General features: G+C 54.4%; 16 protein-coding genes. 11 read left to right on the forward strand and 5 right to left on the reverse strand.

The window, feature by feature from the left end; genetic code table 11:
* Nucleotides 1-127: 127 nt before the first annotated feature.
* Nucleotides 128-916: a lysophospholipid acyltransferase family protein gene (locus ACN0UH_RS01765; RefSeq protein ID WP_417660439.1), complete on the forward strand. Its 789-nt coding sequence runs from the start codon at nucleotides 128-130 to the stop codon at nucleotides 914-916.
* Here ACN0UH_RS01765 and ACN0UH_RS01770 read toward each other — a convergent pair.
* The gene (locus ACN0UH_RS01770; protein ID WP_417660440.1) at nucleotides 913-1,503 is read right to left on the reverse strand and encodes an ACP phosphodiesterase; all 591 of its coding nucleotides are present in this window, start codon (nucleotides 1,501-1,503) and stop codon (nucleotides 913-915) included. The two genes, ACN0UH_RS01765 and ACN0UH_RS01770, sit on opposite strands and share 4 nt — an antisense overlap.
* Nucleotides 1,504-1,711: 208 nt before the next feature.
* Here ACN0UH_RS01770 and ACN0UH_RS01775 point away from each other — a divergent pair, with 208 nt between their 5' ends.
* The 3 genes from ACN0UH_RS01775 to ACN0UH_RS01785 are packed head-to-tail and all read left to right on the forward strand — an operon-like array spanning nucleotide 1,712 to nucleotide 4,334.
* Nucleotides 1,712-2,026, forward strand: coding sequence for an ArsR/SmtB family transcription factor (locus ACN0UH_RS01775; protein ID WP_417660441.1), 315 nt, complete (start codon nucleotides 1,712-1,714; stop codon nucleotides 2,024-2,026).
* Nucleotides 2,027-2,073: 47 nt separating this feature from the next.
* On the forward strand, nucleotides 2,074-3,264 hold the full coding sequence (locus tag ACN0UH_RS01780) for an MFS transporter (RefSeq protein WP_417660442.1): 1,191 nt from the start codon (nucleotides 2,074-2,076) through the stop codon (nucleotides 3,262-3,264).
* Between the two features lie 20 nt (nucleotides 3,265-3,284).
* Nucleotides 3,285-4,334, forward strand: coding sequence for an alkene reductase (locus ACN0UH_RS01785; protein WP_417660443.1), 1,050 nt, complete (start codon nucleotides 3,285-3,287; stop codon nucleotides 4,332-4,334).
* 61 nt (nucleotides 4,335-4,395) lie between these two features.
* Here ACN0UH_RS01785 and ACN0UH_RS01790 read toward each other — a convergent pair whose 3' ends face one another.
* Nucleotides 4,396-5,247: an ATPase gene (locus ACN0UH_RS01790; RefSeq protein WP_417660444.1), complete on the reverse strand. Its 852-nt coding sequence runs from the start codon at nucleotides 5,245-5,247 to the stop codon at nucleotides 4,396-4,398.
* A 366-nt stretch (nucleotides 5,248-5,613) separates the two neighbouring features.
* On the opposite strand from ACN0UH_RS01790, the gene ACN0UH_RS01795 reads away from it, so the two are divergent.
* Nucleotides 5,614-5,913: a hypothetical protein gene (locus tag ACN0UH_RS01795; RefSeq protein WP_417660445.1), complete on the forward strand. Its 300-nt coding sequence runs from the start codon at nucleotides 5,614-5,616 to the stop codon at nucleotides 5,911-5,913.
* Nucleotides 5,914-5,934: 21 nt separating this feature from the next.
* Here ACN0UH_RS01795 and ACN0UH_RS01800 read toward each other — a convergent pair whose 3' ends face one another.
* Nucleotides 5,935-6,927, reverse strand: a complete 993-nt coding sequence (locus ACN0UH_RS01800) for an NAD-dependent epimerase/dehydratase family protein (RefSeq protein WP_417660446.1) — start codon at nucleotides 6,925-6,927, stop codon at nucleotides 5,935-5,937.
* Nucleotides 6,928-7,206: 279 nt separating this feature from the next.
* Nucleotides 7,207-7,533: a cupin domain-containing protein gene (locus tag ACN0UH_RS01805; protein WP_417660447.1), complete on the reverse strand. Its 327-nt coding sequence runs from the start codon at nucleotides 7,531-7,533 to the stop codon at nucleotides 7,207-7,209.
* A gap of 383 nt (nucleotides 7,534-7,916) precedes the next feature.
* Here ACN0UH_RS01805 and ACN0UH_RS01810 point away from each other — a divergent pair, with 383 nt between their 5' ends.
* Nucleotides 7,917-9,260 carry a dihydrolipoyl dehydrogenase family protein gene (locus ACN0UH_RS01810; RefSeq protein WP_417660448.1) on the forward strand — a complete coding sequence of 448 codons (1,344 nt, stop codon included), beginning with the start codon at nucleotides 7,917-7,919 and terminating at the stop codon, nucleotides 9,258-9,260.
* Nucleotides 9,261-9,365: 105 nt separating this feature from the next.
* Nucleotides 9,366-10,424, forward strand: coding sequence for a saccharopine dehydrogenase family protein (locus tag ACN0UH_RS01815; RefSeq protein ID WP_417660449.1), 1,059 nt, complete (start codon nucleotides 9,366-9,368; stop codon nucleotides 10,422-10,424).
* 10 nt (nucleotides 10,425-10,434) lie between these two features.
* Here ACN0UH_RS01815 and ACN0UH_RS01820 read toward each other — a convergent pair whose 3' ends face one another.
* Nucleotides 10,435-11,343, reverse strand: a complete 909-nt coding sequence (locus ACN0UH_RS01820; protein ID WP_417660450.1) for a LysR family transcriptional regulator ArgP — start codon at nucleotides 11,341-11,343, stop codon at nucleotides 10,435-10,437.
* 93 nt (nucleotides 11,344-11,436) lie between these two features.
* Here ACN0UH_RS01820 and ACN0UH_RS01825 point away from each other — a divergent pair, with 93 nt between their 5' ends.
* The 4 genes from ACN0UH_RS01825 (at nucleotide 11,437) to ACN0UH_RS01840 (ending at nucleotide 15,803) form a co-directional block, all read left to right on the forward strand.
* Nucleotides 11,437-11,847, forward strand: a complete 411-nt coding sequence (locus tag ACN0UH_RS01825) for an ACT domain-containing protein (protein WP_417660451.1) — start codon at nucleotides 11,437-11,439, stop codon at nucleotides 11,845-11,847.
* 4 nt (nucleotides 11,848-11,851) lie between these two features.
* On the forward strand, nucleotides 11,852-12,457 hold the full coding sequence (locus tag ACN0UH_RS01830) for a LysE/ArgO family amino acid transporter (RefSeq protein WP_417660452.1): 606 nt from the start codon (nucleotides 11,852-11,854) through the stop codon (nucleotides 12,455-12,457).
* 367 nt (nucleotides 12,458-12,824) lie between these two features.
* On the forward strand, nucleotides 12,825-13,406 hold the full coding sequence (gene sodB / locus ACN0UH_RS01835) for a superoxide dismutase [Fe] (protein ID WP_087518015.1): 582 nt from the start codon (nucleotides 12,825-12,827) through the stop codon (nucleotides 13,404-13,406).
* A gap of 333 nt (nucleotides 13,407-13,739) precedes the next feature.
* Entirely contained in the window at nucleotides 13,740-15,803 is a 2,064-nt protein-coding gene (locus ACN0UH_RS01840) for a putative bifunctional diguanylate cyclase/phosphodiesterase (protein WP_417660453.1), read from the forward strand.
* Nucleotides 15,804-15,816 lie beyond the last annotated feature (13 nt).

Below are 15,816 nucleotides of genomic sequence, written 5' to 3' on the forward strand. Positions count from 1 at the left end.
AACGGCTAGCGCCTCGCGGCGCGGTATTGCGCGTGCGGGGCGCTAACTCTGCTAATCGGTGACTGCACATAACCCCCCGCGCCTTGTACACTCAGGCGCGTCGTCACCCGCCAGCTCTGGAACTCACATGATTAAACTGCGCCTTTATCTTCGCCTGCTACGCTTACTTGCAGTCATTGCCCTTGGCACCTTGATGGCAGGGATGATCAGCTTGATCGAACGCATGGTTAAACATGATTTGATGAGTACCCGGCAACGCCTGACCCGCTGGTTTATGGCACGCCTTAGCGCCGCCCTGCCCTTTAGCATTAAGGTCAGCGGGGAGCGGCCAGAAACGCCAATGATGTGGGTCAGCAATCACATTTCCTGGACCGATATTCCACTGCTCGGCATGCTCGCGCCGCTTTCATTCTTATCCAAAGCTGAAGTGCGCAGTTGGCCGATAGCTGGCTGGTTGGCGCAAAAAGCCGGCACTTTGTTTATTCGCCGTGGCGCGGGTGATAGCACGGTGCTTAACCAACAACTCAGTCGTCACTTGCAGCAATCGCGCAACCTGTTGATGTTCCCGGAAGGCACCACCACCGACGGTCAGGCGGTACGCACTTTCCACGGCCGCTTACTGAGCAGTGCGATTGATACATCGGTAGCGCTGCAACCGGTAGCGATTCGTTATCTGCGCAACGGCGAACGCGACGAGATCGCCCCGTTTATTGGTGATGACGATATGCTTTCGCACCTGCTTCGACTGTTTCGCAGCGACGTCTCACAGGTCGAAATCCAACTGCTAAAGCCTATCGAAAGCAGCAACCTGAACCGCAACGCCTTGGCGCGTCAGGCTCAAGCAGCAATATCGGCAGCGCTGTTTGGCGCAAGCGTAGAACCGGTGACTGACGACGGCGAACTCGAAGCCGCTTAAGGCTTATCCGCACCTGCAAGTTGCTGGTCAACGTATGCTTGCAACTGCGGGTAGAACTGCTGGAAATCATCCATCAACGGCTCGTACAACCGCTCTAGCTCATGCATCGAGCCATGCATGCCCTCCGGCCGTGATAAACGCCGCTGTATGCCGTAAATCACCTGCTCCAGCACGCTAAAATCAGTGTAACTACCGAGCCAATCCTGCGCCGCCATCCGCGGTGCAATGTACGCCAAGCGCTCTGGTAGCTCGGGCTCATCGGTCAAGACCTGATAAACCCGCCCGGTGAACTGCGCCAAAGGCTCATCGCTGAATTGCCTCCAATTCAAGGCCAGACAATGGTCAAAGAACACATCCAGCAAGATACCGGAATAACGCCTGCGCGCCTCAGGAAAACGTGCGCGAGCCTGTAACTGCAGCGGATGGCTGTCGGTAAACACGTCAATACGTCGATGCAGGCGGATCGCCGCTTCGATATCGGCTGGCCACTGACCGGCAAGCGGACCTTTGACAAAGTCGCCATAAAGACTGCCAAGCAATTGTGCCGGTGCGTTACCACCGAGGTGGAGATGGGCAAGGTAGTTCATGCCGACAGCTTACCTGTTCTTGACGTTCTGCAATATTGGCATGCCAGTAAAACTGCAAACTACATGGTGGGCGATTCGAGCTGTTTATCAGTGCTGTCGATGAAGAGTATCGCTACAAACGATCTGTATATCGTCCAAACACGATATACAGTTCGTTTCAAGCCGATATAACCCCGATCAGCCAGTTGCTGGTCACGGAGTCAGTTACATGAGCGCCACCCAACAACTCGACATCGATGAAATCGTCAAAGCACTGGCCCATCCAGTTCGCCGCGACATTCTGACCTGGCTGAAAATCCCTGAAGCGTATTTTGCTGACCAGGATCATCCACTGGAAATTGGTGTCTGTGCCGGCAAGATTGACCAGCGCACCGGGCTTTCACAGTCGAGCGTGTCAGCGCATCTGCGCACCTTGCAACAAGCGGGTCTTGTCACCAGCAAGAAGATTGGCCAGTGGCATTTTTTCAAACGCGATGAAGACACCATCCAAGCATTCCTGACGCAACTCAGCCAACAGCTTTGACTGCCTGATCGTTCAACCAGAGTTTTATTTATTGCGGAGTCGCGGGCATGCCCATTGCGCTAATCGTTCTTGCTTTATCTGCGTTTGCCATTGGCACCACAGAATTTGTGATCATGGGCCTGTTGCCCGAGGTTGCTACAGACCTGTCTGTTTCGATTCCCGGTGCGGGCTGGTTGGTGACAGGCTACGCCCTCGGCGTGGCAATTGGCGCCCCGATCATGGCGCTGGCGACCTCAAGTTGGCCGCGCAAAGCCGCGCTGATGAGTTTGATGAGCATATTTATCGCCGGCAACCTGTTCTGCGCGCTGGCCCCTGATTATCAAATGCTGATGGCAGCTCGCATCGTCACAGCACTGTGCCACGGTGCCTTCTTCGGCATTGGCTCGGTTGTCGCAGCCAGCTTGGTGCCAGCTAACCGCCGCGCTTCAGCAGTTGCCTTGATGTTCACCGGTTTGACCTTGGCCAACGTACTTGGCGTACCGCTGGGCACGGCCCTTGGCCAAATGGCCGGCTGGCGCTCGACATTCTGGGCCGTCACCCTGATTGGTGTAGTCGCCCTGATTGGTTTGTGGCGTTACCTACCTAACCAGCATGACGCCGAAAAAACTGATCTGCGCGGTGAGATTCGCGCGCTCAAGAACAGTGGTTTGTGGTTGGCGCTGAGCACCACCGTATTGTTCTCGGCCTCAATGTTCGCCCTGTTCACCTATATCGCCCCGCTGCTTGGCGAAGTCACCGGCGTATCCCCCAAAGGCATCACCTTGACGCTTTTGCTGATCGGCCTTGGCTTGACCCTCGGCAATGTGCTCGGCGGGCGGTTCGCTGATCGCCACCTGAAATACACCCTGATTACTGTCTTCGCCTCCATGGCGATTATTTCAACGCTGTTTAGCTGGACCAGCCAAGCCGTGGTCCCCGCAGAGATCACTCTGTTCTTCTGGGCCGTGGCTGCCTTTGCCGCCGTGCCTGCATTGCAAGTCAATGTAGTGACCTTTGGCAGCGGTGCGCCAAACCTGGTCTCCACCCTGAATATCGGCGCATTTAACGTCGGCAACGCGCTTGGCGCCTGGCTCGGCGGCGTGGTTATCGCTCAGGGTTTCGGCCTCTCAAGTGTGCCCTTTGCCGCTGCTGGCCTAGCTGTTCTTGCCTTGCTTGCCCTGTTACTGACTTACAACTCGCGTCGTCCTGACGCAGTACCTGCCACTGAACCGACTGCAGCTTTTGCACTCAACGAATAAACCTGATGGAGAACCAAGCAATGACAACTCTGTTTGATCCAATCAAAATCGGCGATCTTGAACTGAACAACCGCATCATCATGGCGCCACTCACCCGCGCCCGTGCAGATGAACGCCGTGTGCCAAATGCTCTGATGGCTGAGTATTACGTGCAACGTGCCAGCGCTGGCCTGATCATCTCGGAAGCCACTGCCGTCACGCCAATGGGCGTCGGTTATGCCAACACTCCGGGCATCTGGTCTGACGAGCAAATACGCGGTTGGAGCAACATCACCCACGCGGTTCACGCCAACGGCGGCAAGATTGTTCTGCAACTGTGGCACGTAGGCCGCATCTCTGACCCAAGCTTCCTCAATGGCGAAGCGCCGGTTGCTCCCAGTGCAATCGCAGCCAACGGCCATGTCAGCCTGCTTCGCCCGCTGCGTGACTACCCTGTGCCGCGCGCCCTGGAAACCGAAGAGCTTGATGACATTGTCGAGGCCTACCGCCAAGGTGCAGAAAACGCCAAAGCGGCTGGCTTTGATGGCGTTGAAATTCACGGCGCCAACGGTTATCTGCTCGACCAATTCCTGCAGGACAGCACCAACAAGCGTACTGACCGTTACGGCGGCTCGATTGAAAACCGTGCCCGCTTGCTGCTCGAAGTGACTGACGCTGTCATCTCGGTATGGGGCGCTGGCCGTGTCGGGGTTCACTTGGCTCCCCGTGCTGACTCCCACGACATGGGCGACTCACAACGCAGCGAAACCTTTACCTACGTTGCCAGCGAGTTGGGCAAGCGTGGTATCGCCTTTATCTGCGCCCGTGAAAAAGCCGCGGACGATAGCCTGGCGCCAAGCCTCAAGCAAGCTTTCGGCGGCGTATTCATCGCCAATGAGCGCTTTACCAAAGAGCAGTCCAACGAGTGGCTGGCCAGCGGCAAAGCCGATGCTATTGCCTTCGGTGTGCCTTTTATTGCCAACCCGGACTTGCCTGCGCGCCTGCAAGCCGATGCACCGCTCAATGAGCCGCAACCAGAGACGTTCTACGGTTCGGGCCCCGTTGGCTACATCGACTATCCGCGCCTGTAATCTGGTGCGTTAAGTACTAAAAAACCCGCTAACGCGGGTTTTTTAGGTATACAGCTATCGACTATTTAGCGTCGATTTGATCCTGCAGATTACGGATCTGCGCCTGCAAGGTGCTGGTGGTACGAGTTACCTGAGCGCGGAAGGCATCGAACTCGGCGGTGTTGTTCTTTGGCGCCGGACGGTTATCCAAGGTGCTCTTCAACACCAGCAACTCGTCCTGCAAATCATTAATCGCTTGAGTTGGATTCTCCACCTTTTTCAGGGCCTGCACGTCAGTGTTAAGCGCTTTGATCTGAGTCGATAGCTTGCCTTGATCGGTCAACACGCTTTTCAATTCAGTCTGAGCATCGGTCAATGTGGCCTGCTCAGCAGTCAGAGCCTTCAAGGCTTTATTCAACTCAGCGTTAGCATCTTGCTGTGCCTTCAGGTCACTGCCGATTTGTTCCAGACGCTTGCTCAGGTCGCCCTGCTGCCCGCTGCTGCCTTGCTGTTGCTTGCTCAACTCGGCCAGCTTGCTTTCCAGCTGTCTGACTTGCAGTTTTAGCGCTTCACTGCCGCTGGTAACGGAGGACTCGGTGGCAACCACTTTGCCGGAGATGTCCTTGATTCGCCCCGCAGCCTCTTCACTGATTCGCGCAAAGCTCTCCTGAGTGGCAACCAGCTGCTGCTCCATCAGGTTGATCTGCTGGAAGCTCCACCAGCCCAAGCCAGCGAAAGCGATCATCAATGCGCCCACCAATGCCCACAATGGGCCAGTGCTCGCAGCCTTAACCTGCACAGCGGGAGCATGCTGTGTCGAACGGATCACCTCAGGCGCGGGTTCGCGACGCGGTGCCACATATTCCTCTTCCTCACGCGTACCGGCAGACAAGCTCGGCACATCATCAAGTTCATCATTTGCATCGTTACGCATGGTTAAACCTTCAAACAAAAAACACGGAAAGGGCTGCAAAGCCTTTGGATCGCAGCGCCCGCCTGATGCATTGCAAAGCAGACTGAGCAAACAACTGCCGGGCACTGGTTCAAGTACCGAGAGCAGACGACGGTTAGTATAACGACTCGCAGAGTTGTAAGCAGTTTTGCGCCAAGCCAGTGCAAGCCGCACCGAAGCCGTTCAAATCTTCAGCAGATCGACCTGCCAGAAGCCACACAGTTCCTCATTATGTGATCTGGTATGCACCTTGCATCGCCCTGAACACAGCCAAGACGCAATGAAAGCGGTGTCTGCCCGTACCTAGTTCCTGACATAAAAAGAACCTGATAGTTACGAGGATGAACAATGGAGTTGAATAAAGCTGTACTCGATTGCATGCAAAGTTTACGTCGACGCTTGCGTGAGGAAATGTCGATTGATATTCGACTCAGCCAACCGGACGCGATTACCGCGATGCTCAGTGCTTGTCTCAGCTCCAGCAACGAAGACACCCGCCAACTGGGTCAAAAGCTGGCGCAATTCAGTGATAATCCCAACGCATTTGCACCGCCAAGTAAGCCTTTGCAAACCGATATCGCGCCGATTCAGCCTAAAGCGCCTACAGGTTCGTTGCGCATGTACCGAGGCCAACGCGTTTACGCTTAAAAGCCTTAAGTGCTTGGTTGGTCACCCCTGCTGATGGGCTTGCCACCATTGGCAAAACTCATCCAGCGCTGTCCATACGCTAACTTGCGGGTCGTAATCGAGTAGCTCACGCGCTCGGCTGATATCCAGCGAGAAGTCCTTGGCCATCACCGCAACGCCCAAGCGAAACAGAGTAGGTTCAGGTCGCCCCGGAATTAATTTGCAGACACCTTCATTCAGGGTCGCAGCGCTGTACGCAAGCCAGTACGGCAAGTGCCGAGTAACCTGTGGCTGGCCCATCTGGCGCAGCACATAGTTGACCGCATCCCACAGCGGCACGGGCGCACCGTTACTGATGTTGTAGACCTTGCCCAAAGCAGGGCCGGCAGCCAGCAGGCAGCTAAACAAGGCGTCATTTAGATTGTGCACGCTGGTGAAATCAACCTTGTTCAGGCCATTACCGATAATCGACAAGCGACCTTTGCGGTGCATGTTGATCAAGCGCGGAAAAATGCTGGTATCCCCAGCCCCCGTAACAAAACGCGGACGTACCGCCAGCACTTCAAGGCCAAACTCCTGCGCGCCAAATACCTGCTGCTCAGCCAGATACTTGGTCTTGCCGTAATGATCGGAAAACCGTTTGGGCACCTGTTCTTCGTTGATATTGATATGTGACTGGCCATCGAAATAAATCGACGGTGAAGATAAATGCACCAACCGACGCACATGTTTTTTCAAGCAGGCTTCGATAATGTTCTCGGTGACTACGACATTGGCTTGGTGGAAGTGCTCATACGTGCCCCACACGCCCACCGCGCCGGCACAATGCACCACGGCTTCAACGTCATCACACAGCGCCAGCGCTAACTGAGGATCGTTCAGATCACCCTGAATAAATTCAGCACCACGCTTGATCAGATGCTCAACACCTTCGGGCCTGCGCCCGTTAACTCTCACCTGCAAACCTTGCTCGAGGGCGAAGCGAGCAAAGCGCCCGCCAATAAAACCGCTTGCGCCGGTGACGAGAATTTTCATTGAGCACCCTCAATTGTTGTTATCGACTGATGCGCTACTGTAGCAGCGTGTACTGCCGGATACCCTGTCTTAACACGCCAGATCCAAGGCCGTCCAAGCCGTTCAGGCATGGTTGAACACAAGCTTACTCACAATGGTTGAAGCTGCCAGCGTTAGACTGCGACTGAGGCGCGGTTTCTTTGCGAAACAAGAAGGGTTGAGCAATAACGCGGAAATTATTTTAGTCGACAGCTTGAATAGGAGCGCTGCAGTGTCAGCGCTCCTGTCGCTCAATTGAGCTTATGCCAATTTGGCAATCAGGTCCTTGCGAGAAGGCGTCCAGATGCTCAGGACAACACCGGGAGTATTCGAGTTATTGGTAATGTTATGCAGTTGGTTTGGATCAATGGTGATTGATTCCCCAGCACCCAAGGTGACAGTTTCACCATCCGACATAAAATCCAGCGTACCACTGACCACATAATTCACCTCTTCATGGGGGTGATGGTGTGGCGTCGCGATTGCGCCAGCCGGAATCTCAAGCTCGGATACAGTCAGATCATCACTGTTGCTCAAGATTTTGATGGTTACATCGCCAAACTTAATTTCATTGCCTTGATTAGCCATAGATCCCTCTACTTTCTCTTCAGGTATTAATCGTTAGCTGAGGCCTCAGATAACGTTGTGTTGCCGTCCGGCAACGTCAAGCACGGCTTAATTGCTGCAAGACTAGACGCTCGCTTCAAACACAGGCGCTCACATCAGTAATCGCCGCGCTGCACCCTAAACTAATACACAAGCACCGCGCATAGGAAATATCTTAAAAACCACAGCGCAAGCACTTATTGTAGCCGCCAGTGCACATCATGCAGCGTCAGGCCTCAACATCCCTCTGGCAGGCAACGACGTGACGATATGCCTTTCAGCCCTTACTATCCTTTGCATGAGATAGCGCGCGTCGGCAAACCAGCCGGCGCTCCCATTCAATAATCGACTGAAAGGACGCACGAATGTCAGAGAAATTTGACGCAATCATTATTGGTGGAGGGAACGCCGGGCTTGGCGTTTCGTCGATCTTGGGCAAAGCCAACAAAACCGTTGCCTTCATTGAACAGGCCGAGTTTGGCGGAACCTGCCCAAACCGTGGCTGCACCCCGAAAAAAGTGCTGGTTGCTGCAGCCAAATCACTCGACGAAATTGGCAAAGCAGCAGGCCACGGCATCAACGTTGGCAAACCGAGCATTGACTGGGGCGCGTTGATCGCACGTAAAGACCAGATGATCGACTTTATTCCAGGCGCCATGAAAGCTGTGGCCGAGAAGCGTGGAAAGGTATTTACCGGCCAAGGCAAGTTTGTCGGCAAAAATCAGGTTGAAGTGAACGGCCAAATCCTTGAAGCCGAGCACATCATCATTGCAACAGGCTCGAAAACGCGTCCGCTGCCAATTCCTGGCGCCGAGCTGATGATTACCTCTAACGACGTGCTTTCCAACAAGCAGCCGCCCAAGAACGTGGTCTTTATCGGCGGTGGCGTGATCGCGCTGGAATTCAGCCACGTGTATGCCCGAGCTGGGATTAACGTGACCATTGTTGAAGCAATGCCGCAACTGTTGCCGCGTCTTGATGCTGACGCCGTAGCCGCACTGCAAGCCGCCACAGAAGCACTTGGCATCAAGGTTAAAACCAGCGTCACGGTTGAGAAAATCAGCAAAGATGCAACGGGTTTGGCCGTACACATCCAGCATCAGGGCAAACCCTTGGTACTCAAGGCTGACACCGTGGTCAACGGCGCAGGCCGTGTCGCCAATACTGAGGGCCTCAATCTCGAAGCCGCCGGCATCCGCCATGACGGCGCCCGCATCGAGGTCAATGCAAATTTCCAGTCGACCTCCAACCCGCATATCTGGGTGGCTGGCGATGCCCTAGCCACCACGCCACAGTTGTCCCCCGTTGCTACCTATGAGGGGCAAATTGTCGGCAACAATATTCTCAACAATAAGCAAACCAGTGATTACCGGGTATTGCCCACGGCGGTGTATACCATTCCGGCATTGAGCAGTGTCGGCCTGACCGAAAAAGAAGCGCGTGACTCAAATGCCTCAATCGAAGTTGTCACCAATGACATGGTCGACTGGTTTTCCAGTCAGAATGTGCTGGCCAAACATGCGTGGGCGAAAATCATCATTGATAAGGATACCGACCTGATTCTTGGCGCACATATGCTCGGCCATCAAGGTGAAGAACTGATCAACCTGATTGCTCTGGCGATGCGCTTCAACATCACCCGAGCTCAGCTCAAAGATCAGTTTTACGCCTATCCGACCTTTAGCTCGGATATAAAGAACTTGTTGTAAACCTCAGGAAAATGCAGGCTAAGTTCAGCAAAAGCCGGTTTAAAATCCGGCTTTTTGCAATCTGCTAAGCTACAGGTCAGCCGACTGGATTAAAGGAACTAGCGCATGACTAAAAGCAAATGGATGATTTATGGGGCCAACGGCTATACCGGTCACCTGATTGCTTCCCAGGCCGCCGCCCAAGGAATGACGCCAATATTGGCTGGGCGCAATCCCGGGGCCATTCATGCGCTTGGCACGCTGCTCGGCCTTGAGTGCCGGATTTTCGACCCACAACAACAGGACCAAGCGGCTGACGCCTTACATGATGTTGCCGTAATTGCTAACTGCGCGGGTCCATTCTCGGCAACCGGTGCAGCGATTATTTCAGCCTGCCTGACCAGCAAAACCCATTATGTTGATATCACCGGTGAAATCAGCGTATTTGAAGGTGCATTTGCCCGCGACCGGCAAGCACGTGAAGCTGGCATAGTGCTCTGCCCCGGCGTTGGATTTGATGTCATACCGACTGACTGCATTGCGGCCTGCTTGCATCAAACCATGCCTGACGCGACGCACTTAGCCTTGGGTTTTGAAACCGCCAGCGGGCTGTCACCGGGTACCGCGAAAACCACTATTGAAGGCTTGAGTCTGGGTGGCAAAATCCGCCGCGCCGGTGTAGTTACCGACGTACCGTTAGGCTATAAGCGCCGCCAGATCAATTTTGGACGAGGCACCAAAGCCGCGGTGACTATTCCATGGGGCGATGTTTCAACTGCCTACCACTCGACTGGTATCGACAATATTGAGGTCTATTTACCCGCCCCTTCAGCTGTAGCTATCAGCATGGCGTTGCTCAGCCCGATACGTAAACTGTTTGGCCTGAACGTGATCCAGAACGGCTTGAAGGGCTTGGTCGACAAATTCATCAAAGGCCCAAGCGAAGCGCAACGCAAACAGCTGCACACATGGCTCTGGGGTGAAGTCCGCAATGGTGCGGGCGAGGTCAAAACTGCCTATTTGCAAACCGCCAATGGCTACGATGTGACAGTACACGGCGTGCTGCATGCGGTGCAGTACCTGCTTGATTATCAGGGCGATGGCGGCTACTTCACCCCATCAAGACTGCTCGGTGAGCGCGTTATTGAGCAGTTGCCTGGCTCAGGAAAAATTACTATCAGTTAGTTGCTGCCAACTAGTTGCTGTCAGAACTTTTTGCAGCAATCAGGCTCGCACGCGCTGTACAGAGCAGGTGATCAGTGAGCTGATTGAGCAGCTCGCCACCATTACGCCAATGGTGCCAATACAGCGGCACATCAATTGGCTGCTGCGGCTGTAGCTCTACCAACCCACCGCTGGCCAACTCATTGGCGACTTGCTGCTCAGGCACCAAGCCCCAACCTAAACCGGCCTGAGCCAAGCGCAAGAAGCCTTCGGATGATGGGCAAAGGTGATGCACAAAACCTCCTTCGACACCCTGCGTTGCCAAATAGCGATGCTGCAGAAAATCATCAGGCCCGAATACGATTGCTGGCGCCTCAGCCAGTGCCTGAGCACTAAAGCCGCGGCTGAAATGGCGATGGATAAACGCTGGGCTGGCCAACGCCCGATACCGCATCGAACCCAACGATACGCTGCGCGCGCCTGCCACAGGCCGGTCCGTGGCACATACACAGGCGGCAACGTCACCTGCGCGCATACGCTTTAAACCTACGTCTTGGTCCTCAACCACCAACTCCAGTAGCAACTGCTTATCAGCACAGAACTGCCCAACCGCACCCGCCCACCACGTCGCCAAACTGTCTGCATTCAATGCAACCCGTAAACGCTCCGGTGTGCCGTTTTCATTTAAGCCCGGCACCTGCCCCTGCAAGTCTCGTTCAAGCAAACGAACTTGCTGCACATGATTGAGCAAACGCCGACCAACATCCGTTGGCGTTGGCGGTGTGGCGCGCACCAGCACCGGCTGGCCGACACGCGCCTCCAGCAACTTGACCCGCTGCGATACCGCCGACTGTGACAAGCCCAGCACCTGAGCCGCGCGCTCAAACCCTGCCTGTTCAACAACAGCAGCTAAAGCGGCAAGTAACTTGTAATCAAACAAATCATTTTTCCTAATGACACATGAGCAAGATTGCTTTTCCTTATACAGCCGAAACACTCAAACTGGCTACATCCAATCAACAGGAATCCAGTCATGTCAGGGCAAACATCGCTGCAAACACTGCTGCAAAGCATGAAGCCAACTTTAAACCCTGGCGCCTATGTGTTTTGCAGCATTGAGTCGCTAAAGCAGTTGGGCGACATCGAGCCGCTTGGCAGCTTTCGTGAGCACGAAGGGCTCACGGTGATTATCTCTCAAGCGCAAGCGCAACAACTCTCGCTCAAGACGGATTACATCGCAGCATGGCTCACCCTTGAAGTGCACTCCGCGCTCAGCGCCGTCGGCCTGACCGCTGCGTTTGCCAATGCACTGGCCAAACACAACATCAGCTGCAACGTGATTGCCGGCTATTTCCATGACCATATTTTTGTCGACATCAACCAAGGGCAACGCGCCTTGGAGGTTTTGCAACAGCTGAGCCTTCAATCCGTACCGCAGGAGTAAAATCATGTGGCAAAGCTATTCAAACGGCTTGCTGATAGCAATCGGCCTGATCATGGCAATTGGTGCGCAAAACGCCTTTGTCCTCGCACAAAGCCTGCGCCGTGAACACCACCTGCCCGCCGCACTGCTGTGCATTGCCTGCGACGCAGTTTTGGTTGCTGCCGGGGTGTTTGGCTTGGCCGCAGTGCTCAGCCAAAGCCCGACTTTGATGGGTATTGCGCGCTGGGGCGGCGCAGCATTTTTACTCTGGTACGGCAGCCAGGCTCTGCGCCGGGCCTGGCGTCCAAATGCATTGGACCAAGGTGGCTCGCCGCTGCCACGCTCTTTGAAAGCAGTTATTCTGACGACACTCGCCGTCACCCTGCTCAACCCACACGTGTACCTCGATACAGTGCTGCTGATTGGCTCACTCGGCGCCCAACAAACAGTGCCCGGAGCTTATGTTATGGGCGCAGCGAGCGCTTCGTTCCTTTGGTTTTTGAGCCTCGCTCTGGGCGCAGCCTGGCTGGCACCGTGGCTGGCCCGACCGCTTACCTGGCGGCTAATTGATTTAGGCGTTGCGTTGATGATGTTCAGCATTGCCTGGCAGCTCCTGAGTGAAGTTATCTGAAGACTCAGCCGACGCTTATTCACTCCAGCAAGGGCTGAAACCTCCACTGCGAATGCTTTCCCACACAGTTGTTGCGTGGTTATGGCGCAATGCCGATGCTATGATCGTTGGTCTGCGTCGTTGCGAGCCTGCCCATACGGTGAACAGGCTCTAAAACAGTTAACATCGACGCGAACAGTCTTATGTGAAAAATGTAGAGAGCGCAGCGAAAACTGACTGGCTGCGGGTGACATTGCGTCAACCTGTAGCTTTTGTCCGGTTAAATCGTCTCAGCGCCGAACGCAGTCTTTTTCACACAGTCTGTATTGTATGGCCGTCCGTGATCGGCCTTGCGCTCACCGCACATGACCTGAGTAGGAGATTAACCATGGCTTTTGAATTGCCACCGCTGCCGTACGAGAAAAACGCCCTCGAGCCGCACATTTCCGCCGAGACTCTGGATTACCACTACGGCAAGCATCACAACACCTACGTTGTGAACCTCAACAACATGGTGCCTGGCACCGAGTTTGAAGGCAAAACTCTAGAAGAGATCATCAAGACTTCTTCGGGTGGTGTTTTCAACAATGCTGCACAAATCTGGAACCACACCTTCTACTGGAACTGCCTGAGCCCTAACGGCGGCGGTCAGCCTACTGGCGCACTGGCCGATGCGATCAACTCCGCATTCGGTTCGTTCGACAAGTTCAAAGAAGAGTTCAGCAAGACTTCGATCGGTACCTTCGGTTCTGGCTGGGGCTGGCTGGTCAAGAAAGCCGACGGTTCCCTGGCATTGGCTAGCACTATTGGTGCTGGCTGCCCGCTAACCAGCGGTGATACTCCGCTGCTGACTTGCGATGTCTGGGAGCACGCTTACTACATCGACTATCGCAATGCGCGTCCGAAGTATGTAGAAGCTTTCTGGAATTTGGTGAACTGGGATTTCGTAGCGAAAAACTTCGCCGCTTAATGTCAGCACCCCAACAGGCCTTGCGCTTGTTTAAAAAACCCGGCAATCGCCGGGTTTTTTTTGCACTATTTCGTAGACCTAGGTAGCTTAATCAGAAGATGGCTAAACGCCACCCCACTGAAAGTACTATGCTAGAAAGTCGGCCTCACGAATTAAAGCAGAGTAAACTTTTGCCAGCATGGCAGTAAGCTACTGCCCGCAAGAGTTATAAAAAGAACACTAGATTTCAGTCGTCAGAAGACACTCAGCCAGCAATGGCTTTTTTGACTGCAACCCTGAGTTTGCCAATACTCAAAGCGCCTCCCAGCAGCCGGCATCACAAGGACCTATCTTTTGAAGTTGGAACTCAAGCATAGACTGTCACTGAGATTACTCCGCATAGTGCTGCTCTCAGCATTAATTGTTGGCGTGGTTTTGAGTTGTGCGCAAATTGTCTTTGACGCCTATAAAACCAAGCAGGCTGTGGCGAACGACGCCCATCGCATCCTCGGGATGTTTCGCGACCCCTCGACTCAGGCGGTGTATAGCCTGGACCGGGAAATGGGCATGCAAGTGATCGAAGGCCTGTTTCAGCATGAGTCCGTGCAAATGGCTTCGATCGGCCACCCGAACGAGCCGATGCTCGCAGAGCGTGAACGGCCACTGGCAAATATCGCTACGCGATGGCTGACTGACCCCATACTCGGCAAAGAGCAAAAATTCTCAACCGACCTCGTGGGCAAGGGCCCGTACAGCGAATATTACGGCGACCTCAACATCACTCTCGACACTGCGGAATATGGTGAAAGCTTCATCACCAACTCGGTGATTATCTTTATTTCAGGGGTGCTGCGCGCACTCGCAATGGGCTTGGTGTTGTATTTGGTCTATCACTGGTTTTTGACCAAACCACTGGCCAAAATCATTGAACACCTAAGCCACATTAACCCTGACCGACCCAGCGCTCACAAACTGCCGATGATCAAAGGTAACGAGCACAATGAGCTGGGCTTATGGGTCAACACTGCGAACCAGTTACTCGAATCCATCGAACGTAATACCAGCCTGCGCCACGAGGCGGAGAACAGCCTGCAGCGCATGGCTCAATATGACTTCCTCACGGGCCTGCCAAACCGTCAACAACTACAGCAGCAACTAGATCAGATATTAAATGATGCGGGCCGCCTGCAGCGCCGCGTCGCTGTACTGTGCGTAGGCCTGGATGACTTCAAAGGGATCAATGAGCAATACAGTTACCAAGCCGGTGACAAGCTACTGCTAGCGCTCTCTGACCGTTTGCGTGGTCACGGCGGACGACTCGGCGCTTTGGCACGACTGGGCGGCGACCAATTCGCTTTGGTCCAGGCGGATATTGAACAACCTTACGAGGCTGCCGAGCTGGCACAAAACGTTTTGGATGACTTGAGCAACCCGTTCATCCTCGATGACCAACCTGTGCACCTGCGCGCAACGATCGGCATTACCCTGTTCCCCGAAGACGGTGACAGTACTGAAAAGCTGCTACAAAAAGCCGAGCAAACCATGACGCTGGCAAAGACCCGCTCGCGCAACCGTTACCAGTTCTACATCGCCAGCGTAGACAGCGAAATGCGCCGTCTACGAGAGCTGGAAAAAGACCTGCGCGTTGCACTTGAGGGCAATCAGCTGCACCTGGTCTATCAGCCACAAATCAGCTATCAAGCTAAAAATACGGTTGGCGTTGAAGCCCTGCTGCGCTGGGAGCATCCGCAGCTTGGCTGGATCCCACCCGACCAGTTCATCCCGCTGGCAGAGCAAAATGGCAGCATCATTGCAATTGGTGAGTGGGTGCTTGATCAAGCGTGCCGACAACTGCGCGAGTGGCACGACCAAGGCTTCAACCAATTGCGCATGGCAGTCAACCTTTCAACCGTGCAACTGCATCACGCTGAATTGCCAAGAATGGTCAATAACTTGCTGCAAATGTACCGCCTTCCGGCTCGCAGCCTTGAACTTGAAGTGACTGAGACCGGCCTGATGGAAGACATCAGCACCGCAGCCCAACACTTGCTCAGCCTGCGCCGCGCCGGAGCACTCATCGCGATTGACGACTTCGGTACCGGTTATTCGTCATTGAGCTATCTGAAAAGCTTGCCGCTGGACAAGATCAAGATTGATAAAAGCTTTGTTCAGGACCTGCTTGAGGATGAAGACGACGCGACCATCGTCCGCGCCATTATCCAACTGGGCAAAAGCCTAGGCATGCAAGTGATTGCCGAGGGCGTTGAGACAGAAGGCCAAGAAGCCTACATCATCCGCGAAGGCTGCCATGAAGGTCAGGGCTATTTCTACAGCAAGCCACTGCCAGCTCGTGAACTGACCCTGTACCTGAAACAAGCTCGTCGTGTCCGCGCAGCATCTGACTCGACAGCCTTGTAGTCGCCTGCAAATC

The organism is Pseudomonas sp. (assembly GCF_048265905.1).
Classification (GTDB): Bacteria; Pseudomonadota; Gammaproteobacteria; order Pseudomonadales; family Pseudomonadaceae; genus Aquipseudomonas.